23 protein-coding genes and 1 pseudogene are annotated in these 21760 nt (G+C 71.5%); 10 read left to right on the forward strand and 14 right to left on the reverse strand.

Going from position 1 to position 21760, the window contains the following annotated elements; all coding sequences use genetic code 11:
• Window positions 1-64 precede the first annotated feature (64 nt).
• On the reverse strand, window positions 65-715 hold the full coding sequence (locus OG906_RS28655) for a response regulator (protein WP_053683255.1): 651 nt from the start codon (window positions 713-715) through the stop codon (window positions 65-67).
• A 4-nt stretch (window positions 716-719) separates the two neighbouring features.
• The gene (locus OG906_RS28660) at window positions 720-1895 is read right to left on the reverse strand and encodes a sensor histidine kinase (RefSeq protein ID WP_329446886.1); all 1176 of its coding nucleotides are present in this window, start codon (window positions 1893-1895) and stop codon (window positions 720-722) included.
• A 108-nt stretch (window positions 1896-2003) separates the two neighbouring features.
• On the opposite strand from OG906_RS28660, the gene OG906_RS28665 reads away from it, so the two are divergent.
• The 3 genes from OG906_RS28665 to OG906_RS28675 are packed head-to-tail and all read left to right on the forward strand — an operon-like array spanning window position 2004 to window position 4210.
• Window positions 2004-2930: an ATP-binding cassette domain-containing protein gene (locus OG906_RS28665; RefSeq protein ID WP_329446888.1), complete on the forward strand. Its 927-nt coding sequence runs from the start codon at window positions 2004-2006 to the stop codon at window positions 2928-2930.
• Between the two features lie 49 nt (window positions 2931-2979).
• Entirely contained in the window at window positions 2980-3732 is a 753-nt protein-coding gene (locus tag OG906_RS28670; protein WP_329448162.1) for an ABC transporter permease subunit, read from the forward strand.
• Window positions 3733-3772: 40 nt separating this feature from the next.
• The gene (locus tag OG906_RS28675; protein WP_329446890.1) at window positions 3773-4210 is read left to right on the forward strand and encodes a hypothetical protein; all 438 of its coding nucleotides are present in this window, start codon (window positions 3773-3775) and stop codon (window positions 4208-4210) included.
• A 229-nt stretch (window positions 4211-4439) separates the two neighbouring features.
• On the opposite strand, the gene mug is transcribed toward OG906_RS28675, so the two are convergent.
• The 5 genes from mug to OG906_RS28700 all read right to left on the reverse strand — a co-directional run bounded on the left by mug (window position 4440) and on the right by OG906_RS28700 (window position 9722).
• Entirely contained in the window at window positions 4440-4979 is a 540-nt protein-coding gene (gene mug, locus OG906_RS28680) for a G/U mismatch-specific DNA glycosylase (protein WP_329448163.1), read from the reverse strand.
• Window positions 4976-6409, reverse strand: a complete 1434-nt coding sequence (purB, locus tag OG906_RS28685; RefSeq protein WP_329446892.1) for an adenylosuccinate lyase — start codon at window positions 6407-6409, stop codon at window positions 4976-4978. The genes mug and purB overlap by 4 nt, the downstream gene beginning before the upstream one ends.
• A gap of 71 nt (window positions 6410-6480) precedes the next feature.
• On the reverse strand, window positions 6481-7272 hold the full coding sequence (locus OG906_RS28690) for an SGNH/GDSL hydrolase family protein (RefSeq protein WP_329446894.1): 792 nt from the start codon (window positions 7270-7272) through the stop codon (window positions 6481-6483).
• Between the two features lie 93 nt (window positions 7273-7365).
• The gene (locus tag OG906_RS28695) at window positions 7366-8385 is read right to left on the reverse strand and encodes a hemolysin family protein (RefSeq protein ID WP_267798715.1); all 1020 of its coding nucleotides are present in this window, start codon (window positions 8383-8385) and stop codon (window positions 7366-7368) included.
• Window positions 8382-9722, reverse strand: a complete 1341-nt coding sequence (locus tag OG906_RS28700; RefSeq protein WP_329446896.1) for a hemolysin family protein — start codon at window positions 9720-9722, stop codon at window positions 8382-8384. Before OG906_RS28700 ends, OG906_RS28695 begins: the two co-directional genes overlap by 4 nt.
• A gap of 201 nt (window positions 9723-9923) precedes the next feature.
• Here OG906_RS28700 and OG906_RS28705 point away from each other — a divergent pair.
• Window positions 9924-10348, forward strand: a pseudogene (locus OG906_RS28705) (GNAT family N-acetyltransferase).
• Window positions 10349-10408: 60 nt separating this feature from the next.
• Here the strand turns inward: OG906_RS28705 and OG906_RS28710 are convergent.
• Window positions 10409-11068 (reverse strand): class I SAM-dependent methyltransferase, encoded by a 660-nt coding sequence (locus OG906_RS28710; protein ID WP_267798709.1) that lies wholly within the window; start codon window positions 11066-11068, stop codon window positions 10409-10411.
• A gap of 329 nt (window positions 11069-11397) precedes the next feature.
• Here OG906_RS28710 and OG906_RS28715 point away from each other — a divergent pair, with 329 nt between their 5' ends.
• Window positions 11398-12084 carry a hypothetical protein gene (locus OG906_RS28715; protein ID WP_329446899.1) on the forward strand — a complete coding sequence of 229 codons (687 nt, stop codon included), beginning with the start codon at window positions 11398-11400 and terminating at the stop codon, window positions 12082-12084.
• Window positions 12085-12226: 142 nt separating this feature from the next.
• Here the strand turns inward: OG906_RS28715 and bioD are convergent, their stop codons facing one another.
• The 3 genes from bioD to bioB are packed head-to-tail and all read right to left on the reverse strand — an operon-like array spanning window position 12227 to window position 15532.
• A complete protein-coding gene (gene bioD, locus OG906_RS28720) occupies window positions 12227-12946 on the reverse strand; it encodes a dethiobiotin synthase (RefSeq protein WP_329446901.1) in 720 nt (239 codons plus the stop codon).
• Between the two features lie 5 nt (window positions 12947-12951).
• Window positions 12952-14286, reverse strand: coding sequence for an adenosylmethionine--8-amino-7-oxononanoate transaminase (locus tag OG906_RS28725; protein WP_329446903.1), 1335 nt, complete (start codon window positions 14284-14286; stop codon window positions 12952-12954).
• Window positions 14279-15532: a biotin synthase BioB gene (bioB, locus tag OG906_RS28730; RefSeq protein WP_267798702.1), complete on the reverse strand. Its 1254-nt coding sequence runs from the start codon at window positions 15530-15532 to the stop codon at window positions 14279-14281. Before bioB ends, OG906_RS28725 begins: the two co-directional genes overlap by 8 nt.
• Window positions 15533-15687: 155 nt before the next feature.
• On the opposite strand from bioB, the gene OG906_RS28735 reads away from it, so the two are divergent.
• On the forward strand, window positions 15688-16860 hold the full coding sequence (locus tag OG906_RS28735) for an 8-amino-7-oxononanoate synthase (RefSeq protein WP_329446906.1): 1173 nt from the start codon (window positions 15688-15690) through the stop codon (window positions 16858-16860).
• A gap of 22 nt (window positions 16861-16882) precedes the next feature.
• Here OG906_RS28735 and OG906_RS28740 read toward each other — a convergent pair whose 3' ends face one another.
• Together OG906_RS28740 and OG906_RS28745 are read right to left on the reverse strand one after the other, a co-directional pair.
• Window positions 16883-17104: a DUF397 domain-containing protein gene (locus OG906_RS28740; protein WP_267798698.1), complete on the reverse strand. Its 222-nt coding sequence runs from the start codon at window positions 17102-17104 to the stop codon at window positions 16883-16885.
• A gap of 13 nt (window positions 17105-17117) precedes the next feature.
• Window positions 17118-17999 (reverse strand): helix-turn-helix domain-containing protein, encoded by an 882-nt coding sequence (locus OG906_RS28745; RefSeq protein ID WP_267798697.1) that lies wholly within the window; start codon window positions 17997-17999, stop codon window positions 17118-17120.
• A gap of 197 nt (window positions 18000-18196) precedes the next feature.
• On the opposite strand from OG906_RS28745, the gene OG906_RS28750 reads away from it, so the two are divergent.
• Complete coding sequence (locus OG906_RS28750; protein WP_267798695.1) at window positions 18197-18646, forward strand: ATP-binding protein; 450 nt, start codon at window positions 18197-18199, stop codon at window positions 18644-18646.
• 72 nt (window positions 18647-18718) lie between these two features.
• Here the strand turns inward: OG906_RS28750 and OG906_RS28755 are convergent, their stop codons facing one another.
• Window positions 18719-19111 (reverse strand): VOC family protein, encoded by a 393-nt coding sequence (locus tag OG906_RS28755; protein WP_329446908.1) that lies wholly within the window; start codon window positions 19109-19111, stop codon window positions 18719-18721.
• A 305-nt stretch (window positions 19112-19416) separates the two neighbouring features.
• Between OG906_RS28755 and OG906_RS28760 the strand changes: the two genes are divergently transcribed.
• From OG906_RS28760 to OG906_RS28770, 3 genes are read left to right on the forward strand one after another with little or no spacing between them, the layout of a single operon-like run.
• Window positions 19417-19719, forward strand: coding sequence for an urease subunit gamma (locus tag OG906_RS28760; protein WP_053683293.1), 303 nt, complete (start codon window positions 19417-19419; stop codon window positions 19717-19719).
• 14 nt (window positions 19720-19733) lie between these two features.
• The gene (locus OG906_RS28765; RefSeq protein ID WP_266951686.1) at window positions 19734-20045 is read left to right on the forward strand and encodes an urease subunit beta; all 312 of its coding nucleotides are present in this window, start codon (window positions 19734-19736) and stop codon (window positions 20043-20045) included.
• Window positions 20038-21759: an urease subunit alpha gene (locus OG906_RS28770; RefSeq protein WP_329446911.1), complete on the forward strand. Its 1722-nt coding sequence runs from the start codon at window positions 20038-20040 to the stop codon at window positions 21757-21759. Before OG906_RS28765 ends, OG906_RS28770 begins: the two co-directional genes overlap by 8 nt.
• The last annotated feature ends 1 nt before the right edge of the window (window position 21760 follow it).

Below are 21760 nucleotides of genomic sequence, written 5' to 3' on the forward strand. Positions count from 1 at the left end.
CGTACTGCGCACCCGCCGCAACGGCGAGAAGCGGCCCCCCATCGGCCGGAATCAGCCCCTCCCCTCAGGCCGGGGCGACGAATCCGGACTCGTAGGCAGTGATGACCGCCTGGGTCCGGTCGCGTGCGCCCAGCTTCGCCAAGATCGCACTGACGTGGGACTTCACGGTCTCCGTGCCGATGATCAGCTCCGCCGCGATCTCCACATTGGTCAAGCCGCGGGCCATCAGCCGGAGCACCGCCTCCTCTCGCTCGGTCAACGCGGCCCGTTCCAACACCGCCCGCGCCTTGTGGTTTCCGTACTCCGCCGCCAGAGCTCGCACGGCGGCCGGGAAGAGCAGCGTCTCGCCCTCCGCGACGAGCCGGACCGCGTGCACGATCTCCGAGGGTCGGGCCCGCTTCAGCAGGAAGCCGTCAGCTCCGGCCCGCAGAGCCTGGTAGACGTACTCGTCGTTCTCGAACGTCGTGACCACGAGGATCTTCGGCGGTGAGTCCACGGACCGGAGAACCGCCCGCGTCGCCTCGATCCCGTCCAGCAGCGGCATTCGTACGTCCATCGCCACCACGTCCGGTCGCAGCTGTCGGACGAGCGGAACCACGGATGCTCCGTCGGCCGCCTCTCCCACCACGGTGATGTCGGGCTGTGCTTCCAGGACGGCGCGCAACCCCGCGCGCACCAGGGGCTCGTCATCGACGAGCAGTACGGTGACCGGCATTCGATCAGCGTATTCGGTCCAGCGGAAGCCGGGCGAACACTCTCCAACCGCCCTCGTACGGACCGGTCTCGGCTTCCCCGCCGAGGAGTGCGGCCCGCTCCCGCATCCCACGCAGCCCGCTCCCACCACCCGGCATGAAGGTGGGCCGCTCCGACAGCGGGTTCGTCACTTCCAGGTCCAGCCGGCCGGTGGTCATCTCGACCCGCACCCGGACGGGCACCGGACCGCAATGCCGCAGCACATTCGTCAGTGCCTCCTGCAGAATCCGGTACCCCTCCCGGGTGACCGGACCGGGCAGCTTCTCCAGTGACCCCGTCAGCCGGGCGTCCACCACCGCTCCCGAGGCCCGGGCCGACTCCAGCAGGCGGTCCGCCTCCGCCAACGTCGGCCGCTGGGAGGGCGGCTGGGCCGACTCGCGCAACACCAGGAGCACCCGCTCCAGATCCTCCAGCGCGGCTCGGCCCGTCTCCTCGATCGCGTGGAGGGCCCGGTCGGTGAAGCCGGGGTCGCCGGCTGCCCGCGCCGCTCCCGCCTGCATGACCGCCACGGTCAGGGCGTGGCCGATGGAGTCGTGCAGTTCCCTCGCGATGCGGGTCCGTTCCAACAGCTGCTCGGTCCGGGCCTCCAACGCGGAGAGACGTTCGGTCGCCGAAGGCCCCAGCAAACGACGGGCGATCGAGGTGATCATCTCGCCGAGCATCACCACGACGACGAGGAGTACGACCAACGGCACCGGGGCGAGCAGCGCGGCCACCCAGCGCGTCGGGGTGAACGGCACAGCCGGATCCGCGATCACCTGCTGTCCGAGCGCGATCGCGATCAGCTCGACCGTCATCACCGGAAGCACGACGGTCGCGAACATGGCGACGCCGGCGACCACCAGACGTATCTCCAGCCACAACAGGGTCCGCCACCGGTCTCCCCACCGTGCCGACGGCGCGGTACCGATGACGCCGTCGGGGGAGCCGCGGTCATGAGGGGTCAGCAGGAACTGGGCCTGCAGTCCCTCGGCCAGCCTCACCCACGGCACGAACCCGAACGGTATGACGATCAACAAAGGCATCCACGGCCACCGGGGGTTCACGAACATCCAGATGGCGAGCAGAAGCAGCGGTACGCACAGATGCAGCCAACGGGAGTAGGTCACCGGTCGAAGCGGTGCTCGGAGCAGTCGGTACATGCCTCCATCGTGACAGCGGGAAGGTGGGCCCCGGCTCCCCCACGTGGGGGAGACGCCACCCTCGCTTGGGGGAGGAAGCGGTGGGGGGTCGGCGGGGAATCTTGAGGCATGAACCGTGAACCGAACCGCATCGAGATCTGCGAACTGACCAAGGACTACGGCTCCACACGGGTCGTCGACCACCTCACCTTCGATGTCCTGCCCGGCCGGGTCACCGGCTTCCTGGGCCCCAACGGAGCCGGGAAGTCAACGACCCTGCGCCTGCTGCTCGGGCTCGACCGGCCCACGGCGGGCAACGCCACCATCGGCGGGCTCCGGTTCGCCGACCTTCGAGACCCGCTGCGCCGGGTGGGCGCTCTGCTGGACCCGCAGGCGGCCCACGCAGGACGCACCGCCCGGGACCACCTCCTCGCGCTCGCCGTCAGCAACGGCATCTCGGCGGCGCGGGTGGACACGATGCTGGAGCGGGCCGGGATCGCCTCGGTGGCCCGGCAGCGGGTCAAGACCTTCTCCCTGGGCATGCGCCAGCGACTGGGTGTGGCCGCCGCGCTGCTGGGCGATCCGGGGGTTCTCCTGCTCGACGAGCCGACCAACGGCCTCGACCCGGAGGGCATCATCTGGATCCGAAAGCTGATGCGCGCTCTCGCCGCCGAGGGACGCACCGTCCTGGTCTCCAGCCACCTCATGGCCGAGACCGCCTCGTTCGTCGACCACTTGGTCGTCGTCGGGCAGGGCGCGTTGCTGGCCGACCTCTCGATGAAGGACTTCATCGACTCCCGCAGCACCCCCAGGGCGAGACTGCGGACCTCCGCTCCCGATCGGCTGCGAGCGGTGCTGGCCCGCGAGGGGGTCGAGCCGGTCCTCTCCGAAGACGGGCGCTGGACGGTGGACGGCATACGTGCCGAGCAGATCGGGGGCCTCGCCGCCCGCGAGGGGATACCCCTGCTCGAACTCGTCGACGAGCGAGCCTCCCTGGAACAGGCCTATCTGGAGCTCACCGCCACACGCGCCCAGTTCTCGACGTCTCCCGCCTGAGACCGGCCCCCACCCAGTGCCATCCGTGAAGGAGATCGGAGCCCACGTCATGACCGCCGCCGCCCTGCCCAACATCCCCGTCCTGCACTCGGAATGGATCAAGATACGTTCCTCCCGCGCGGCGATGGGTTCGCTGACCGCGGTCTTCCTCGCCACCGCCGGCATCACGGTGCTCACTGCCGCCGCGATCGGGACGGCCGAGGAGGGAGCCCTGGGCGACGACCGACTTCTCGGAGCCTTCTACGGTGTCAACTTCGGTCAGATAGCGGCCGTTGCCTTCGGGACGACGGCTTTCGCCGGGGAGTTCCGGGACGGTGCCCTGAGGGTCTCGCTCACGGCGGTGCCCAACCGGACCCGGCTGTACCTCGCCAAGGTGGCGATGATCACCGGACTGGCATTCCTGATCGGCCAGATCACCGGCGTCGTCACCTTCCTCGCCGGACAGGCCTTCATGGGTAAGTACGCCTTGGGCCTGGACGACCCGGGCGCGCTGAGAGCCGTGTTCGGGAGCGGGGTCTACCTGACGCTCATGGCCCTTCTCGCGGCCAGCCTGACCGCACTGGTGCGCAGCGGCACGCTCGTGATGAGCCTGCTCATACCCTTCCTGCTGATCCTGCCCTTCGTGGTCGGTCAGGTCGCGGGAGGAGCGGGGCAGTTCATGCCGGACCGTGCCGGTCAGATGGTCATGCGAGCTGCCACGGACGGTCCGCTCGGTCCCTGGACCGGCCTGGGGGTGGCCGCGCTGTGGTCCCTGCCGGCGCTGGCCGGAGGCTGGCTGGCGGTGAGCCGTCGGGCGGCATGACGTCGGGCCAGTTGTCAGTGGTGCCCGGGATACTGACGGCATGACCACGGCAGAGCATCTCGACACGATCGACCGGCTCCGGGGACAGACCTTTCCCACCGATCCGGTCCGGTTCGACAGGCACGGCAGTGGCCCGGGCCATCATCTGGTCCAACTCGTGGAGACCCGGGACTTCTGGGAAGACGATGGATCGGCCCGGATCGAGGCGGCGGACCAGATCAGTGCCGAGTACGGCGCGCTGGTACAGGCCTTGACCGGTCGCTGGGGGGCACCGCAGGTGTTCACTCTGGACGGGGTGATGCAGCGCGGTCTCGACGGGGAGGCGATACCGGAGCCGTGGGACGCGCTCGCCGACAACGCCGACCACGTTCACCTCTGGCGGGCCGGCGACCAGTGGCTCGTGGTCTACGTGGCCCGTAGGGCGACCGAGGACCCCTTCCGGCTGATGGCCGCGGTCACCGTGATCGACCCGCCGTAGAGGCGACGCGCGGGAGGCCGCTCGCCGACGCCGGCCCATCGAGGACCCGGCTACCGGCGACCGGGTAGCGGGAATCGGCGGGGGAGCGGGCCCCGGGGATGCCCCGCCTGCTCACCCCTGCCCTGGCCGATGCACCATCGCTGCCGGACCCGGACGGACCCGGACGGACCCGGACCCGGACCCGGACCCGGACCCGGGCGGACCGGGTGCCGGCGCGGGCGAGGTTCGGTCAGGGGGCCTCGGCGGCGGTGCGGAGGCGGGCGTACTCCTGGGCCATGGACTCGGCGGTCCAGTGGGCGTTGAGGCCGCTGGGGTTGGGCAGGGCCCAGATGCGGGTGGCGCCGATGGTTCGGTCCTGGGGGCCGATCTGGGCCTTCCTCTCGCCGAAGGCCGTGCGGTAGGCGGTCACACCGACAACGGCCAGCCACTGCGGACGCAGCAGCTCCACCTTGGCCGTCAGGATTCGACCGCCCTCGCGGAACTCCTCGGCGTCCAGCTCGTCGGCACGGGCCGTGGCGCGGGCCACCACGTTCGTGATGCCGAGCCGGTACGTCAGCAGCTCTTCCTGTTCGGCGGGAGCCAGCCGGCGCGGGGTGAAGCCCGACAGGTGCAGGACCGGCCAGAACCGGTTGCCGGGGCGGGCGAAGTGGTGGCCCGTGGCGGCGGAGAGGAGACCCGGGTTGATCCCGCAGAAGAGCACACGCAGACCGCCCGCGACCACGTCCGGGAGGACGCGGTCGCGGGCGGCGGCCAGTTCGTCGGGGGTCAGAGGATCGACCCCGGCGCGTACCCGGCGGCCTCCGGGTGCTGCTTGGAGATGGCCTCGATACGGGAAACCACCGTCGCGACCTGGTCGCCCGCCGCACCCGTGAAGGACAGCTTGTCGGCCATCAGGGCGTCGAGCCGGGCGCGGTCCAGCGGCATCCGCTCGTCGGCGGCCAGCTTGTCCAGCAGTTCGTTGCGCTCGGCGCCCTGCTCGCGCATGGCGAGGGCGGAGGCGACCGCGTGCTCCTTGATGACCTCGTGGGCGGCCTCGCGGCCCACTCCGGCCCGCACCGCGCCCATGAGCACCTTGGTGGTGGCGAGGAAGGGCAGGTAGCGGTCGAGTTCACGGGCGACGACCGCCGGGAAGGCGCCGAACTCGTCGAGGACGGTCAGGAAGGTCTCCAGCAGACCGTCGAACGCGAAGAACGCGTCCGGCAGGGCCACGCGACGGACGACGGAGCAGGAGACGTCGCCCTCGTTCCACTGGTCGCCGGCCAGCTCGCCGGTCATCGAGGCGTAGCCGCGCAGGATGACCATCAGGCCGTTCACGCGCTCGCAGGAGCGGGTGTTCATCTTGTGCGGCATCGCGGAGGAGCCGACCTGGCCGGGCTTGAAGCCCTCGGTCACCAGCTCGTGGCCGGCCATCAGCCGGATGGTCTTGGCGATCGAGGACGGGGCGGCGGCCAGCTGCACCAGGGCGGTGACCACGTCGTAGTCGAGCGAGCGCGGGTAGACCTGGCCGACGGAGGTGAAGGCCTGGGCGAAGCCGAGGTGGGCGGCGATGCGCTGCTCCAGGTCGGCGAGCTTCGCGGTGTCGCCGCCGAGCAGGTCCAGCATGTCCTGGGAGGTGCCGACCGGGCCCTTGATCCCGCGGAGCGGGTAGCGCTCCAGCAGGTTCTCCAGGCGGTCGTAGGCGACCAGTAGTTCGTCGGCCGCGGTGGCGAAGCGCTTGCCCAGGGTGGTGGCCTGTGCGGCGACGTTGTGGGAGCGGCCGGCCATGACCAGCTCGGCGTGCTCCGCGGCCAGCTTGGCGAGGCGGGCGAGGACGGCGACCGTGCGGTCCCGGGACAGTTCCAGCGAGAGCCGGATCTGGAGCTGCTCGACGTTCTCGGTGAGGTCGCGGGAGGTCATGCCCTTGTGGACGTGCTCGTGCCCGGCGAGGGCGTTGAACTCCTCGATGCGGGCCTTCACGTCGTGCCGGGTGACCTTCTCGCGCTCGGCGATGGAGGCGAGGTCAACCGTCTCCAGGACGCGCTCGTAGTCGGCGAGGGCGGCGTCCGGGACCTCGATACCGAGGTCCTTCTGGGCGCGCAGCACGGCGAGCCACAGCCGCCGCTCCAGCGTCACCTTGTACTCGGGGGACCACAGGACGGCGAGCTCCGCGGAGGCGTAGCGGCCGGCCAGGACATTGGGGATGCGGGGCTTGGCTGTCACGTGGAGTGATTCTACTTGGGCCGCCGCTGTGCGTTTACGCAGGTAGGGGACCCGCCTCGGATTGTGCCTTGCTACGAGAGTCGATCCGTGGCCGAAGGCGTGTACGGCAGCAGCTCTGCGCGCTTCGCCGCCCGTCCGTCGCCCGACGAGCGGCCGGTCAGCCGGCGCCCGATCCAGGGCAGCAGGTGCTGCCGGGCGAAGCGGAGGTCCTCGGCCCTGCGCGCGGGCCAGCTCGGCGCCGCCGAGGGAGCGAGATCGGCCCGCCACTCGTCCTCGGGCGCCAGCCCCAGGCTCTGCCAGACGGCCTCCGCCACCCGGAGGTGCCCCTCGGCCGTGAGGTGCAGCCGGTCGACGTCCCACATGCGCGGGTCCGCGAGGACGGGCGCCCCGTACAGGTCCACGAGCAGCGCGTCGTGCCGCGTGGCGAGCTCGTCGAGGATGGTGAAGAGCTCCTCCATGCGGGGGCGGAAACGATCCATCACCGGTCCGTTGCGGCCCGGCGAACGCATCAGGACCAGCGTCTTGCAGGAGGGGGCCAGCAGTTCCACGGCCTCTTCCAGGTGCCCCCGTACCCGGCCCATGTCGACCTTGGGGCGCAGCGCGTCGTTCAGGCCGCCCACGAGCGTCACCACGTCGGCGCCCATCGCGGCCGCCACCGGCGCCTGCTCCCCGGCGATCTGGCCGATCAGCTTCCCGCGCACCGCGAGGTTCGCGTAGCGGAAGTCCGGCTCGCGGGTCGCGAGGCGTGCGGCGAGCAGATCGGCCCAGCCCCGGTAGGAGCCGTCCGGGAGCAGGTCGGACATGCCCTCGGTGAAGGAGTCGCCGATCGCGACAAAACTGGTGTAGGACGCATTCATCTCCATGGCGGGAGCGATGCTACCGCGCGGTACCCCGGCCCCGCACGGTCGGGGACCGCACGGGGCCCGGGATCCCGGGACGGGGGATTCAGGAGCCGGTCACGCGGACGCCGGCCTGCCGAACAGCTCGCGCAGCACGTCCTCCATCGTGACCAGGCCCGTCATGACGCCGTCCTGGCCGAGCACCGCCGCCAGGTGGGTACGGCTGCGCCGCATGGCGGTCAGCACGTCGTCCAGCGGGGTCTCCGCCCGCACCTGGGCGATCGGGCGCAGCTCGGACAGCGGGAACGGTTCGTCCCGCTCGGCCACGTCCAGCGCGTCCTTGACGTGCAGGTAGCCGAGGATCCTGTGCTCCGCGTCGATCACCGGGAAGCGGGAGTAGCCGGACTCGGCCGACAACCGTTCCAGACCCGCCGCGGAGATGCCCTCGCGCGCCGGGACGACCCGGTCCGACGGCAGCACCACATCGGTGACCGGACGACGGCCCAGCTCCAGGGCGTCGTGCAGCCGCTCGCTCGCGCGGCCGTCGATCAGTCCGGCGGCACTGGAGTCCTTGACCATCCGGGCGAGCTCGTCGTCCGAGAAGGTCGCCGCGACCTCGTCCTTCACGTCCACCCGCAGCAGGCGCAGCAGGGCGTTCGCGAAGGCGTTGATCGCGAAGATCACCGGCCGGAGGGCCTTCGCCAGGGTCACCAGCGGCGGCCCCAGCAGCAACGCGGTGCGCACCGGTTCGGAGAGCGCCACGTTCTTCGGCAGCATCTCGCCGAACAGCATGTGCAGGTACGTCGCCAGGGCCAGCGCCACCACGAACGAGATCGCGTGGGTCAGCCCGTCCGGTACGCCGACCAGGTCGAACAGCGGCGTCAGCAGGTGGGCGATCGCAGGCTCGGCCACCACACCCAGCACCAGGGTGCAGAGGGTGATGCCCAGTTGCGCCGCCGCCATCAGCGCCGACAGGTGTTCCAGGCCCCACACCACGGCGCGGGCCCGCCGGTCGCCCTGCTCGGCGTACGGCTCGATCTGGCTGCGCCGGACGGAGATCAGCGCGAACTCCGCGCCGACGAAGAAGGCGTTCACGACCAGCGTCGCCAGGCCGATCAGCAACTGGATCGCGGTCATCGGGTCTCCTCCGCACCGTCGTTGTCGGCGGACTCGACCGGCGTGTGCAGCAGCACCCGCGCGGCCCGATGCCCGCTCGCGTCCACCACGTCCAGCCGCCAGCCGTCCAGTTCCATGCTGTCGCCGACGGCCGGGATCCGGCCCAATTCGGTGGCCACGAGACCGGCCAGCGTCTCGTACGGGCCGTCCGGGACCCGCAGCCCGATCCGCCGGAGCTGGTCGGTGCGGGCGGCGCCGTCGGCCGAGTACAGGGCCCGTCCCGAGGCGTCCGTGCCGGCCGGGGCCAGGTCCGGGGTCTCGTGCGGGTCGTGCTCGTCGCGGACCTCGCCCACGACCTCCTCGACGATGTCCTCCAGCGTGGCCACACCGGCGGTGCCGCCGTACTCGTCGATGACGACGGCCATCGTCTGCCGGCCCGACAGCCGGTCCAGCAGCCGGTCCACGGTCAGTGACTCGGGTACCAGCAGCGGCTCGCGCAGCAGTCGCTCGACGGGGTACCGGTGCCGGTCCTCGGCGGGCAGCGCCAGCACGTCCTTGATGTGCACGGTGCCGACGACGGTGTCGAGGCTGCCCCGGTACACCGGGAAGCGCGACAGGCCGGTGGCCAGGGTGGCGTTCGCCACGTCCTCGGCGGTGGTCTGCACGTCGAGGGCGGTGACCTGGACGCGCGGGGTCATGACGTTCTCCGCGGTCAGGTCGGCCAGGTTCAGGGTCCGCACGAACAGCTCGGCGGTGTCCTTCTCCAGCGAGCCCGCCTTCGCGGAGTGCCGGGCCAGGGCCACGAGCTCCTGAGGGCTGCGTGCCGAGGCCAGTTCCTCGGCCGGCTCCAGGCCGAACCGGCGGACGAGGTGGTTCGCGGTGGTGTTCAGATGGCTGATCAGCGGCCTGAAGGCACGACTGAAGGCCCGCTGCATGGTGGCCACGCGCTTGGCGATGGCGAGCGGCGAGGAGATGGCCCAGTTCTTCGGCACCAGCTCGCCGACGACCATCAGGACGACGGTCGACAGGACGGTGCCCACGACCAGGGCGGCGGAGGACGCGGCCGCGGCCGACAGGCCCATGGCCTGGAAGGGGCCCTGGAGCAGGGCCGAGATCGAGGGCTTGGAGAGCATGCCGATGACCAGACCCGTCACGGTGATGCCGAGTTGGGCGCCCGAGAGCTGGAAGGTCAGGCTCCGAACGGCTGCCAGGGCGCTGTCGGCCCCGCGTTCGCCGCGTTCGACGGCGCGTTCCAGTTCACTGCGCTCGACGGTCGTCAACGAGAACTCGGCCGCGACGAAGACTCCGCAGGCCAGGCAGAGCAGCAGCGCCACGATGAGCAGGAGCACTTCGGTCATCGGTCGGTCACCTCCGTTCCATGATCAGCCAGGAGGAGGGGGGTCGCGCGATGTCGGGTACCGAGGGGCTCGCCCATGGGCGGACGCTCACACCTTTCTTTCAGGTCGTTCGAGCGGAACGGTTGACCACAGGGTAAAGGACAGGCAAAGAGGAAGGGTCGTGCTTTTTGCGCCCGTCCCTCGGGTGAGGGGATCCGGAGCATGGACGATCTTCACATCGGACCCGCCTCCCCGCCAGACCTCGCCGAGGTACCGGCCTTCCGGAAGCCGCCGCCGAAGGCACAAGCATCTCCGACGACCTCGCCGGAATTGAGCTGCTCCACGCCCGTGACCCGCACGCCCTCCTGCTCGCCCGCCGAGACGGCAGGCTCGTCGGCACGGTCATCGCCGGCTTCGACGGCCGGCGCTGCCACCTGTACCGGCTCGCCGTCCACCCCGAACACCGCAGGCAGGGCATCGGCGCGGCCCTGCCGACCGCCGCCGAGGAGCGGTTCGTCGCCTTCGGCGGGCGGCGCGCGGACGCGATGGTGCTCGATCGCAACGAGGGGGCGCACGGGGCGTGGGACGCGGCCGGATACCGCCCCGAGGACCACTGGACCCGCTGGGTCAAGCCGCTCGACCGCTGATCCGCGGACCGGTGGGCGAGCGGGGGACGGGATCCGGGGGAGGCCGCAGAGCCGTCGTCCTCAGTCCTCCACGCGGCGGGCCGAGCCGATGACGCAGTACGAGGTGGGGAGCGCCGGGCCGCGTTCCGGCAGCCGGAAGGCGCGGTGCGAGACGATCCGGAAGCCGGCCGCCTCGATCGCGGCGAGCGGGTCGCGGGCCGTGTGGCAGCCGCCGAAGAGCCGGGGCCAGACGGTCCGGTCCAGCGTCCGCTGGACGGCGCCCATGCCGGGGCCGGGCGCGAGACCGTGTTCGAAGAACCGCAGCTCGGCGTCGGGGCGGAGCACCCGGTGCAGTTCCGCGAGGGCGCGCGGCAGGCTGCGTACCGTACACAGCACCAACGAGGCCACGGCCACGTCGAAGGCCTCGCTCTTGACCGGCAGCGCCTCGGCGACGCCGGGCACGAGGTCGACCGGGACCTCGGCGCGCAGCGCGGCCGCCGCGGCGAGTCGACGCAGGGAGCGCTCCGGTTCGACGGCGACCACCTCGGAGACCGCCCGGGGGTAGTGCGCGAAGTTGAGGCCGTTGCCGGCGCCGATCTCGATGACACGACCGGACACGCCGTGCAGCAGTTCCTCGCGGAGCGTGCCGATGCCGCCGCGGGTCTCGGCGGCGGTGCTGAAGCGGGCGTAGAAACGCGCGAAGTGCGGGTGATGGACCGGGTCGGCGGGTCGGCGGGGCATGGCGGGCCTCCAAGCGGGGGTGGCGGCTGGTGCGGGTGCCCTGCCGGGCTGTTCCCCGCCTCGGGGGGCCGCGAAACCGCGTGGGCGCACAGTCGTCCGGGGGAGCACGGCCGGGTCCGGGTCTACGGGCAGCCGGGAGGGTCACCGCGCACCCGGCGGTGCGCGGTCGAGGCGGGAGGGCCCGGATGGTGCGCGCGCTCGGAAGGAAGCGGAGTCCGCGGTGTGCACCTCCAGGGGCCCCACGTCCGGTCCAGGCGAAGGCAGGCGATAATCGGTTGTTCGCCTCGGTCGTCGGGGCCTGACGCTCCCTCCGGGGATGTGGAGACGTCTTGACCTCTCGAATGACCTGGATGGCAGGGGTGTTGCTCGTCGCGGCGCTGCCGGCGCTGACGGCCTGCGGCACCACCAAGGCGGGGAGCGCCGGGAACACGACGCCGACCGCGGCGGGTTCACCCGACCCGGTCGCGTCCGGATCGGCCCGCCACGACCGGCTCTTCCCCGACGTGGCCGCGCGATGCGCGCAGAAGGCGGCCGAGGCTTCGGCCGACCCGCAGGACGGCGGCGCGAACGGCGGCGCGAACGGCGGCACGAACGACGGCACGAACGACGGCGCGAACGACGGTGCGAGCGGCGGGGAGTCGTCGCGGGAACTGCCGATGGACCCCGAGGCACGCAAGTACGCGGAGAACCACGCGTACAAGACGCAAGACACCCTCTCGGCCGAGAACCGGTGCCGAGCCGACGCCCACGGCGCCCGGATCAAGGCGGCGTTGACCGGCGTCGGCAAGGCCGCCCCGCGCGGCGAGGCGGAACTGGCCGCGTCCCTGAAGGAACTCGGCTACTCCGTCACCGGCAACGAGGTGTACCGGAGCGGGGGAGCGCTGGGGTTCGCGCTGTTCATCCCGGAAGCCGGCCCGTGCGTGACGGGACGGTGGACGGCCGGCGGCGGCCTCACGGTGGAGGGGCACGGGGTGTACATGGAGGGCGGCTGCCTGGAGCCGAAGGGCGGGCACTGACCCGAACACCCGCCGGGTGCCCGGTCCCGCACCTCGCCCGAGCGACGCCCCCCGCGCCCCGACGGGAGCCTGCCGGCTCATCCCCGCAGACTCCCGCGCGACCGGCGCCGCAGACTCCCGCGCGACCGGCGCGGGTCGGCGGTCAGGGCTGCCAGGCTCGCAGGAACTCCGTTTCCGACCAGGTGCCGTGGAGCATCGGCCCCAGCCACGTGGGGGCCGCCGTACGGAAGTCGGCCGGGGCCAACGCGCCCGAACCCTGCGGGACGGCGCCCATCAGCGGGACACCCGCGGACTTCGGCAGGTCGGCGAGGTTGCACCGCGAGGCCAGGTCCGGGGCGGCGGGCCAACTGCCGACCACCACGCCCCACGGGGTCAACGACCGGGCCCGCAGGGCCTCGGCCGTGAGGGTGGTGGCGTTCAGCGTGCCGAGCCCCGCCGGGGCGACGATCAGCACGGGGGCGTCGAGCAGGCGGGCCACGTCGGCCAGGGTGTTGCCCTCCTCGTCGAAGCGGACCAGGAGCCCGCCCGCCCCCTCGACCAGGACCAGGTCGTGGGAGAGGTCGAGCCGGTGCGCGGCCTCGGCGACGGCTCGGGGCGAGACCGGTGCCAGCCCCGAGCGCCGGGCCGCCGTGTCGGGCGCCAGGGGTTCGGGATAGCGGGCCAGTTCCTCGGCGGTCACGGACGGACCGGCCAGCCGCGCGACTTCCGCCGCGTCACCCGGTTCGTCCGGGCCGACGCCGGTCTGGGCCGGTTTGAGCACCGCCACGGTCAGGCCGGCGGCCGTCGCGGTCGTCGCGATGGCGGCGGTCGTCACCGTCTTGCCGATTTCCGTACCGGTGCCGGAGATCATCAGGATCGTCATGTGGGTCAGCCCTCCCGGGCCGCTGCGCACACCGCACGGCAGATGCGCGCCACGTCGGCGTCGCCCGTCACGAACGGAGGCATCGTGTAGATCAGATCGCGGAACGGGCGCAGCCAGACCCCTTCCCGGACGGCCGCCCGGGTGGCGGCGGTCATGTCCACGGGGTGGTCGAGCTGGATCACGCCGATCGCGCCCAGGACCCGGACGTCGCGTACACCGGGAAGGGCCCTGGCCGGTTCCAGGCCCGCCAGGAGACCGGCTTCGAGACGCTTGATCTCCCGTTGCCAGTCCTGGCTCAGCAGCAGGTCGATCGAGGCGTTCGCCACCGCCGTCGCGAGCGGGTTGCCCATGAACGTCGGCCCGTGCGCCAGAACGGGCACCTCGCCGCGGGAGATCCCGTCGGCCACCCGCTCGGTGCAGAGCGTCGCGGAGAGGGTGAGGTATCCGCCGGTCAGGGCCTTGCCCAGGCACATCACGTCCGGGGTGATCCCCGCGTGTTCCGCCGCGAACAGCGCGCCCGTACGACCGAAGCCGGTGGCGATCTCGTCCAGGACGAGGAGGACGTCGTACTCGTCGCACAGGTCCCGGAGCGCGGCGACGTAGCCCGGGTTGTGGAACTGCATGCCGCCCGCGCCCTGGACCACGGGCTCCACGATCACGGCCGCCAGCTCGTCGGCGTGCGCCGCGATCAGGGAGCGCAGGTGGGCCACGTACGAGGGGTCCACCGGCACGTCGAACCCGGCCGGAGGGGCGTCCGCGAACAGTTGCCGCGGCAGTTGCCCCGACCACAGTTCGTGCATCCCGCCCTCGGGGTCGCAGACGGCCATCGGCTGCCAGGTGTCCCCGTGGTAGCCGCCGCGCCAGGTGAGCAGGCGGGTCTTGCCGGGCCGGCCGACGGAGCGCCAGTACTGGAGGCACATCTTCACGGCGACCTCGACGGAGACCGAACCCGAGTCGGCCAGGAACACGTGCTCCAGGCCGGCCGGGGTGATCTCGACGAGCCTCGTCGCGAGGCGGACGGCGGGCTCGTGGGTGAGCCCGCCGAACATGACGTGCGACATCCGACCCAACTGGGCGGTCACGGCCTCGTTCAGCACCGGGTGGTTGTAGCCGTGGACGGCCGACCACCAGGAGGACATCCCGTCGACCAGCTCCTCGTGCCCCTGGGAGGGGGTGGCGAGACGCAGCCGGACGCCCGACGCGGAGGCGACGACCAGCGGATCCTGCTTGCCGGGCATCGGGCCGTACGGGTGCCAGACGTGCTGCCGGTCCAGCGCGACCAGGTCGGCGGCCGGCAGCGCGTCCTGCGGATCAGGCAGCGGGAGGTGCTGATCAGGCATTGGGGGCGATGTCCGTCCCCGCGCCACGTCGACGCACCGACACCAGGTCCGAGCGCACCTCACCGGGCTCGACCCGGGCGCGGGAGGCGGCCGCCGGCTCGGCGTGCCCCGAGCAACCGCCGCACGCCGAACCGCAGCCCGCCGCCTCGGCGGAGCCCGCGGCGTCGGACGGGCCGCAGAGCGAGGCGCCGCCGCCGTGCGAACCGCAGCCTCCGGCCGCTGCGGGCGCGGCCGCCGCGTCGGCGCGGTGCGTGGGCAGGGTCGTCGTACCGGCGCCCTCCACCTCGAAACCGGCGTCCGCGATCATGTCCAGGTCGGCCTGACCGGCCTGGCCCTCACTGGTCAGGTAGTCGCCGAGGAAGATCGAGTTGACCAGGTGCAGGGCCAGCGGCTGCATCGAGCGCAGGTGCACCTCGCGCCCGCCCGCGAGCCGGACCTCGACGTCGGGGCAGACGAACCGCACCATCGCCAGGATCCGGAGGCAGCGCTGCGGGGTGAGGTTCCACTCCTTGGCCAGCGGCGTGCCCTCGAAGGGGATCAGGAAGTTGACCGGCACCGAGTCCGGGTCCAGCGCGCGCAGCGAGTAGACGACGTCGACGAGGTCCTCGTCGCTCTCGCCCATGCCCGCGATCAGGCCGGAGCAGGCGGACAGGCCGGCGGCGTGCGCCTTCTGCACCGTGTCGACGCGGTCCGCGTAGGTGTGGGTCTTGGTGATCTGCCCGTACGTGGCCTCGGAGGTGTTGAGGTTGTGGTTGTAGGCATCCGCACCCGCGTCCTTCAGACGCTCCGCCTGACCGTCCGAGAGCAGACCCAGGCAGGCACAGACCTCGATGCCCTCGTTCTGCTCCTTGATCGCCTCGATCGTCTTGCCGACCCGGTCCACGTCACGGTCCGTCGGACCGCGTCCGCTCGCCACCAGACAGACCCGCTTGGCCCCGCCCGCGACGCCGGCCGCGGCGGCCTGGGAGGCCTCCTCCGGTTTCAGCCACGTGTACTTGAGGATCTCCGCCTTCGAACCCAGGCGCTGGGAACAGTACGAGCAGTCCTCCGGGCAGAGGCCCGACTTCAGGTTGACCAGGTAGTTCAGCTTTACTCGACGGCCGAACCACTGGCGGCGTACCTTGCCGGCCGCGGTCACCACGTCGAGCAGTTCGTCGTCCGAGGTCGCCAGTACGGCGAGCGCCTCTTCGCGGGTCGGCAGCTCGCGCCGCAGCCCCTTGTCCACCAGGGTGTTCAGCAGGTCCATGACGCTGATCCTGGCCCACACCGGCACTCCCGGCCAAGGAGAGATCAGACAACATGGCCAGATCGGAGTGTGTGGATCGCCACATCTACCCCTCGAGCGGCGACGGCTAGGGTCGAGCAGATCTGTCGACAGCCGACAAAACGCGAGGACCGCCGATGACCGAGCACACCCCGGAGCCCGAGGACGTCTTCGCCTGGATCGACGGCGAGGAGCAGGCACGTGAGCAGGCAGGACTGGTGCGGACGCTGCGCCCGAGGCCGTCCGACTCGCCGCTCATGGACCTCGCGGGCAACGACTACCTGGGTCTCTCCCGGCATCCCGAGACGATCCGCGGCGCCCAGGAGGCGGCCGAGCGGTGGGGCGGGGGAGCCACTGGATCGCGCCTGGTGACGGGCACGACCGAGCTTCATGCCCAGCTCGAGCGGGAACTGGCGGCCTTCTGCGGGTTCGAGGCGGCGCTGGTCCTCTCCTCCGGGTACGCGGCCAACCTGGCGGCCGTCACCGCCCTCAGCGACCGGGACACGCTCGTCGTCTCCGACGCGGGGAACCACGCCTCGATCGTCGACGGCTGCCGCCTCTCACGGGCCCGGATCGCGGTCACCCCGCACGGCGACCCGGACATCGCGCGCAAGACGCTCGCCGGGCACGAGGGCCGTGCCCTGCTGGTCAGCGACTCGGTCTTCTCCGTGGACGGGGACGCCGCGCCGCTCCTCGCGTACGCGGCGGCCTGCCGCGACGAGGGCGCGGCGCTGGTCGTGGACGACGCCCACGGGCTCGGTGTCCTGGGCGCCGGCGGCCGGGGCGCGTTGCACGCCCTCGGGCTGGCGGGCGCGCCCGGCGTGGTCGCGACGATGACCCTGTCGAAGTCCCTCGGCAGCCAGGGCGGGGTGGTGCTCGGCCCGGCGAAGGTGATCCGACACCTGATCAACACGGCCCGGACCTTCATCTTCGACACCGGGTTGGCGCCGGCCGCCGCCGGTGCGGCGCTCGCGAGCCTGCGTCTGCTCCAGCGGGAACCGGAGCGCGCGGACCGGGTGCGGCAGGTGGCCGCCGCGTTGTACGGGCGGCTCACCGCGTCCGGCCTGGCCGCGGCCAGGCCGGACGCGGCCGTGGTGTCGGTGCGGGCCCCGTCGGCCTCGGCGGCACTGCGCTGGGCCGCCGACTGCCGTGAGGAGGGTCTGTCCGTGGGGTGCTTCCGGCCGCCGTCCGTACCGGACGGCATCTCCCGGCTGCGGCTGACCGCCCGGGCGGATCTCACGGGGGAGGAGATCGACCGGGCCGTCGGGGTGATCCTTCGTACCGCTCCCGCCGGAGCCACGGACCGCTGAGGCGGGGCGATCCGTACGGGCGTCAGGCGTGAGCGTCCGTCCGTACGGATGCGAGGAAGCCCTGCCAGGCCGGCCCGGTGAAGAGCACGGCCGGGCCGTCCGTCCGTTTGGAGTCACGGACGGCCAGCAGGCCGCCACGGAGGACGGCCGCTTCCACGCAGTTGTTCATCCCGGTGCTGCGGCTGCTCCGCCGCCACCGCGCGCTGATCAGAAGTCCGCTGGTGGATAAGGGGGTTGCGGACACGGGGGGTGCCTCCTTACGCGTCGTCAGCGATGGAGCTGATGAGATCCGACGAGTCCTGGGGCGGGAGGGCGTGCGCCTGGATGGTGCGGAACGCGGCGCTGTACGCCTCTAGGTCTTCCTTCCGCTCCAGATAGAGGCTACTCGTCAAATGGTCGAGGACCACCACATCCAGATCGGCGATGTTCGGAAATGAGAAGATGACGAACGGTCCGGTGAGGCCGAGATGACCCCCCACGCTGAACGGCAGTACCTGGAGCCGCACTTGGGGCAACAGGGCCACCTCCACCAGGTGCCGCAACTGCTCCTCCATCACCCCCGGCCCCCCGATCTGGCGCCGTAGCACCGCCTCGTCCAGCACGGCGCTCAGCTGGAGCGGCGGATCGGCCCGCAGCACCGACTGTCGGGCCAGCCGTACGTCGACCAGCGCGTCCACCTTCGGCTCCGGCAACCCGCCCAGAGCCGCCCTGGTCACGGCGCGCGCGTACCCCGGCGTCTGCAACAGACCCGGAACCACGGAGAGTTCCACCGTCCGCGCGGCGCGGGCGCCTGCCTCCAGGCTGATGAAGTCCCGGTACTCCTGCGGCAGCAGTCCCCGGTAGTCGTGCCACCACTGCCGGCCGCGCGCGGCGTCGCCCGCGCCCGAGCCCGCCGCCGAGGCCCCGAGGGCCTCCAAGAGGGCCCGCTGCTGGGCGCTGACCACATCGCCGTAGGCGTCGAGCAGCAGCCGGATGTCCGCTGTCTTCGCGCCACTGCGACCCGTCTCGATGCGGCTGATTTTCGACTGATGCCATCCCACGATCCGGGCCGCCTCACCACTGGTGAGTCCGGACCGGTCACGGAGCGCACGCAGTTCCTCGCCGAGCTTGCGCCGGCGCACCGCGGGACCGTGCTGCATACCCGCTCTCCTTCCACCGGCACAGCTCGCACCAGTCTGCCGTCCAAATACGCTCTTCCGTAGCAGAGTTCACCGCATTGAGCGACAGATATATGCATATCTTGGGAGAACGGCAGAAACGGCGGCACGATGGGTGACACTCTGGCGCTCAGCGTAGATCCGGGACGGTTACGCCCCGGTGGGAAAGGGACGTCGCCATGGCAGATCACCAGGAAGCATCCGTCACCCTGCCGAGCGACCCGGCCTCGGTCGCCGCTGCCCGCCGGTACGTCGCGGAAGTACTCGGTGAATGGGGACTGCCCGACGAATCCGAGACCGCCGACACCGTGCGACTGATCGTCTCGGAACTCGCGACCAACGCGGTCCAGCACACGCGCGGCCAGTCGCCCACGTTCACCGTCGACGTCCGGCTGGAGCGCGGTGAATGGCTGCGCGTCGGGGTGACCGACAGTCACCCGCGCCATCCCCGGCGGCTCCCCGCGGCGGTCCAGCAGGACAACGGGCGGGGCATGGTCATCATCCGTTGGCTGGCTGCCGAGGCGGGCGGGCGGCTGTCGGTCACCCCGACCGAGGACGGCGGCAAGACCGTGTGGATCGCGCTGCCGTGGACCGCGGTGGCCGCGGCGAAGGCTCCCACCGGCTGTTGACGCGATCGGCCCGCGGGCCGGGGAGGCGGGGAGCCGAAGGGCTCCGCCGGCAGGCCCGTTCCGCGACCCGACTCAGGAGCCGGCGCGCTCCTCGGCGCTGCGCTCGATGCACAGTTCGTTCCCCTCGGGGTCGGCGAGCACGACCCAGCCGAGCACCCCGTCCTCGTCCCGCCGGTCGTCCACGATCCGCGCCCCGAGCCCGGTCAGCCGCGTGACGGTCTCGTCGCGCGTCCCGGTGGGCGGCTGGATGTCCAGGTGGACCCGGTTCTTCACGGACTTGGCGTCCGGCACGCGGATGAACAACAGGCCCGGGACGCCGGGCTGTCCCGGCTCCAGCAGGATCTCGTCGTCGCCCTCCACGTCGTCCGGATGGATCGGGTAACCGGTCACGGCCGACCAGAACTCGGCGATCTTGTAGGGGTCGACCGCGTCGAAGGTGATGTGGCGGACAGGGTTGAGAAACATGACTCTCCTCGTAGGAAGCTTCCGTATACGGAACCTGGCGGAGGCGCCGCGCCGGGCGAACCGGGTGCCTCCACGAAACGTGCGTTAACGCGGCGGAAAACTAAGGACCCTAGCGTGGGCGTCCGCGGTCTTCCGTCAATGATCACCCATGCGCCGGCAAAGCGACGGTGATCTGAACGGAAAGCCTCCCTCTGCGTTGGACAAGACACGCTTGGCATGGAAATGCCCAGGTCAACAAAGTGTTGACGGCCGATAGGGTCGCGTCGGCGCGGCGTTGATCTTGTCCTGGAAGCATGGTGATACGAGTGCAATTGACACCGCACGAGCAGGAGAGACTGCTCATCCACGTGGCGGCGGACGTGGCCGAGAAGCGGAGGGCGCGCGGGGTGCGCCTCAACCACCCGGAGGCGGTGGCCCTCATCACCTCGCACATCCTCGAAGGCGCCCGGGACGGGCGGACGGTGGCCGAGCTGATGGCCTCCGGACGCACCGTGCTGGCGCGCGAGGAGGTCATGGAGGGGATCCCCGAGATGATCCACGACGTGCAGGTCGAGGCGACCTTCCCGGACGGCACCAAGCTCGTCACCGTCCACGACCCGATCGTCTGAGGAGGAGCCCCCGCATGATCCCCGGCGAAATCCGCTTCGGGGACGGTCCGGTGCGCCTCAACGAGGGCCGTCCCGTCACCCGTCTCACCGTGCTCAACGCCGCCGACCGACCCGTTCAGGTCGGCTCGCACTACCACTTCGCCGAGGTCAATCCGGGCCTCGACTTCGACCGCTCCGCCGCCCGCGGGCTCCGCCTCAACATCGCCGCCGGTACCGCGGTCCGCTTCGAGCCGGGCATCCCGGTCGCGGTGGAACTCGTACCGCTGGGCGGACTGCGGACCGTGCCGGGGCTGCGCGGGGAGACCGGGGGACCCCTCGATGGCTGAGCTGTCACGCCAGGTGTACGCCGACCTGTTCGGGCCGACGGCGGGTGACCGGATCCGGCTCGCCGACACCGACCTCTTCGTCGAGATCGAAGAGGACCTGAGCGGCGGACCCGGACGCTCCGGAGACGAGGCCGTGTTCGGCGGCGGCAAGGTCATCCGCGAATCCATGGGCCAGGCGCGCACCACGCGCGCCGAGGGCGCCCCCGACACGGTGATCACCGGCGTCGTCGTCCTCGACCACTGGGGCATCGTCAAGGCCGACCTGGGCATCCGCGACGGCCGGATCTGCGGCATCGGCAAGGCCGGCAACCCCGACACCATGGACGGGGTGGACCCCGCCCTGATCATCGGCCCCGAGACCGAGATCATCGCGGGCAACGGGAAGATCGTCACGGCCGGCGCCATCGACGCACACGTGCACTTCATCTCCCCGACGGTCATCGACGAGGCCCTCGCCTCCGGCATCACCACCCTCGTCGGCGGCGGAACCGGGCCCGCCGAGGGCTCCAAGGCCACCACCGTCACGCCCGGACCCTGGCACCTGGCGCGGATGTTCGCGGCGCTGGAGGCCTACCCCGTCAACATCGGCCTGCTCGGCAAGGGCAACACCATGTCCCGCGAGGGCATGTACTCCCAACTGCGCGGCGGCGCCCTGGGGTTCAAGATCCACGAGGACTGGGGTGCGACCCCCGCCGCCATCGACGCCTGCCTCGGAGTCTGTGAGGAGACCGGCGCCCAGGTGGCCATCCACACCGACACGCTCAACGAGGCCGGATTCGTCGCGGACACCCTCGCCGCGATCGCCGGCCGCACCATCCACTCGTACCACACCGAGGGCGCGGGCGGCGGGCACGCACCCGACATCATCACCGTGGTGTCCGAGCCGAACATACTGCCCAGCTCCACCAACCCGACCCGGCCGCACACCGTGAACACCGTCGAGGAACACCTCGACATGCTCATGGTCTGCCACCACCTCAACCCGGCGGTGCCCGAGGACCTCGCCTTCGCCGAATCGAGAATCAGACCCTCGACCATCGCCGCCGAGGACGTCCTGCACGACCTCGGGGCCATCTCCATCATCTCCTCCGACTCCCAGGCCATGGGCCGCGTCGGCGAGGTGATCATGCGGACCTGGCAGACCGCCCACGTGATGAAGAAGCGGCGCGGATTCCTGCCCGGCGACGGACCGGCCGACAACCATCGCGCCCGCCGCTACGTCGCCAAGTACACGATCAACCCGGCCGTCGCCCAGGGCCTCGCCCGCGAGATCGGCTCGGTGGAACCCGGCAAGCTGGCCGACCTGGTGCTGTGGCAGCCGGCCTTCTTCGGGGTCAAGCCCGAACTGGTCATCAAGGGCGGCCAGATCGCCTACGCGCAGATGGGCGACGCCAACGCCTCCATCCCCACCCCCCAGCCGGTGCTGCCCCGCCCCATGTTCGGCCATCTCGGGCGGGCCCCGGGCCTGAACTCCCTGAACTTCACCGCGCAGGCCGCGCTGGACGACGGCCTGCCCGAACGGCTCGGACTCGACAAGCGGTTCACGGCCATCGAGAGCACCCGCAAGGTCACGAAGACCGACATGCGCAACAACGACGCCATGCCGAGGGTCGAGGTGGACGCCGACACCTTCACCGTCAGCATCGACGGGGAGGTCGTGGAGCCGGCTCCCGCGACGGAACTGCCCATGGCCCAGCGATACTTCCTCTTCTGAT

The sequence above is a fragment of the Streptomyces sp. NBC_01426 genome, from assembly GCF_036231985.1.
Taxonomy (GTDB): domain Bacteria; phylum Actinomycetota; class Actinomycetes; order Streptomycetales; family Streptomycetaceae; genus Streptomyces.

Coding starts and splice junctions, on each gene's coding strand:
- OG906_RS28745 (WP_267798697.1), bottom strand. CDS start 17,999: ATGCAGCACGGTCCCGCGGTGCGCCGGCGCAAGCTCGGCGAGGAACTG.
- OG906_RS28665 (WP_329446888.1), top strand. CDS start 2,004: ATGAACCGTGAACCGAACCGCATCGAGATCTGCGAACTGACCAAGGAC.
- OG906_RS28710 (WP_267798709.1), bottom strand. CDS start 11,068: ATGCCCCGCCGACCCGCCGACCCGGTCCATCACCCGCACTTCGCGCGT.
- bioB (WP_267798702.1), bottom strand. CDS start 15,532: ATGGACCTGCTGAACACCCTGGTGGACAAGGGGCTGCGGCGCGAGCTG.
- OG906_RS28655 (WP_053683255.1), bottom strand. CDS start 715: ATGCCGGTCACCGTACTGCTCGTCGATGACGAGCCCCTGGTGCGCGCG.
- OG906_RS28670 (WP_329448162.1), top strand. CDS start 2,980: ATGACCGCCGCCGCCCTGCCCAACATCCCCGTCCTGCACTCGGAATGG.
- OG906_RS28765 (WP_266951686.1), top strand. CDS start 19,734: ATGATCCCCGGCGAAATCCGCTTCGGGGACGGTCCGGTGCGCCTCAAC.
- OG906_RS28660 (WP_329446886.1), bottom strand. CDS start 1,895: ATGTACCGACTGCTCCGAGCACCGCTTCGACCGGTGACCTACTCCCGT.
- OG906_RS28735 (WP_329446906.1), top strand. CDS start 15,688: ATGACCGAGCACACCCCGGAGCCCGAGGACGTCTTCGCCTGGATCGAC.
- bioD (WP_329446901.1), bottom strand. CDS start 12,946: ATGACGATCCTGATGATCTCCGGCACCGGTACGGAAATCGGCAAGACG.
- OG906_RS28755 (WP_329446908.1), bottom strand. CDS start 19,111: ATGTTTCTCAACCCTGTCCGCCACATCACCTTCGACGCGGTCGACCCC.
- OG906_RS28675 (WP_329446890.1), top strand. CDS start 3,773: ATGACCACGGCAGAGCATCTCGACACGATCGACCGGCTCCGGGGACAG.
- OG906_RS28700 (WP_329446896.1), bottom strand. CDS start 9,722: ATGACCGAAGTGCTCCTGCTCATCGTGGCGCTGCTGCTCTGCCTGGCC.
- OG906_RS28750 (WP_267798695.1), top strand. CDS start 18,197: ATGGCAGATCACCAGGAAGCATCCGTCACCCTGCCGAGCGACCCGGCC.
- OG906_RS28695 (WP_267798715.1), bottom strand. CDS start 8,385: ATGACCGCGATCCAGTTGCTGATCGGCCTGGCGACGCTGGTCGTGAAC.
- OG906_RS28690 (WP_329446894.1), bottom strand. CDS start 7,272: ATGGAGATGAATGCGTCCTACACCAGTTTTGTCGCGATCGGCGACTCC.
- OG906_RS28725 (WP_329446903.1), bottom strand. CDS start 14,286: ATGCCTGATCAGCACCTCCCGCTGCCTGATCCGCAGGACGCGCTGCCG.
- OG906_RS28770 (WP_329446911.1), top strand. CDS start 20,038: ATGGCTGAGCTGTCACGCCAGGTGTACGCCGACCTGTTCGGGCCGACG.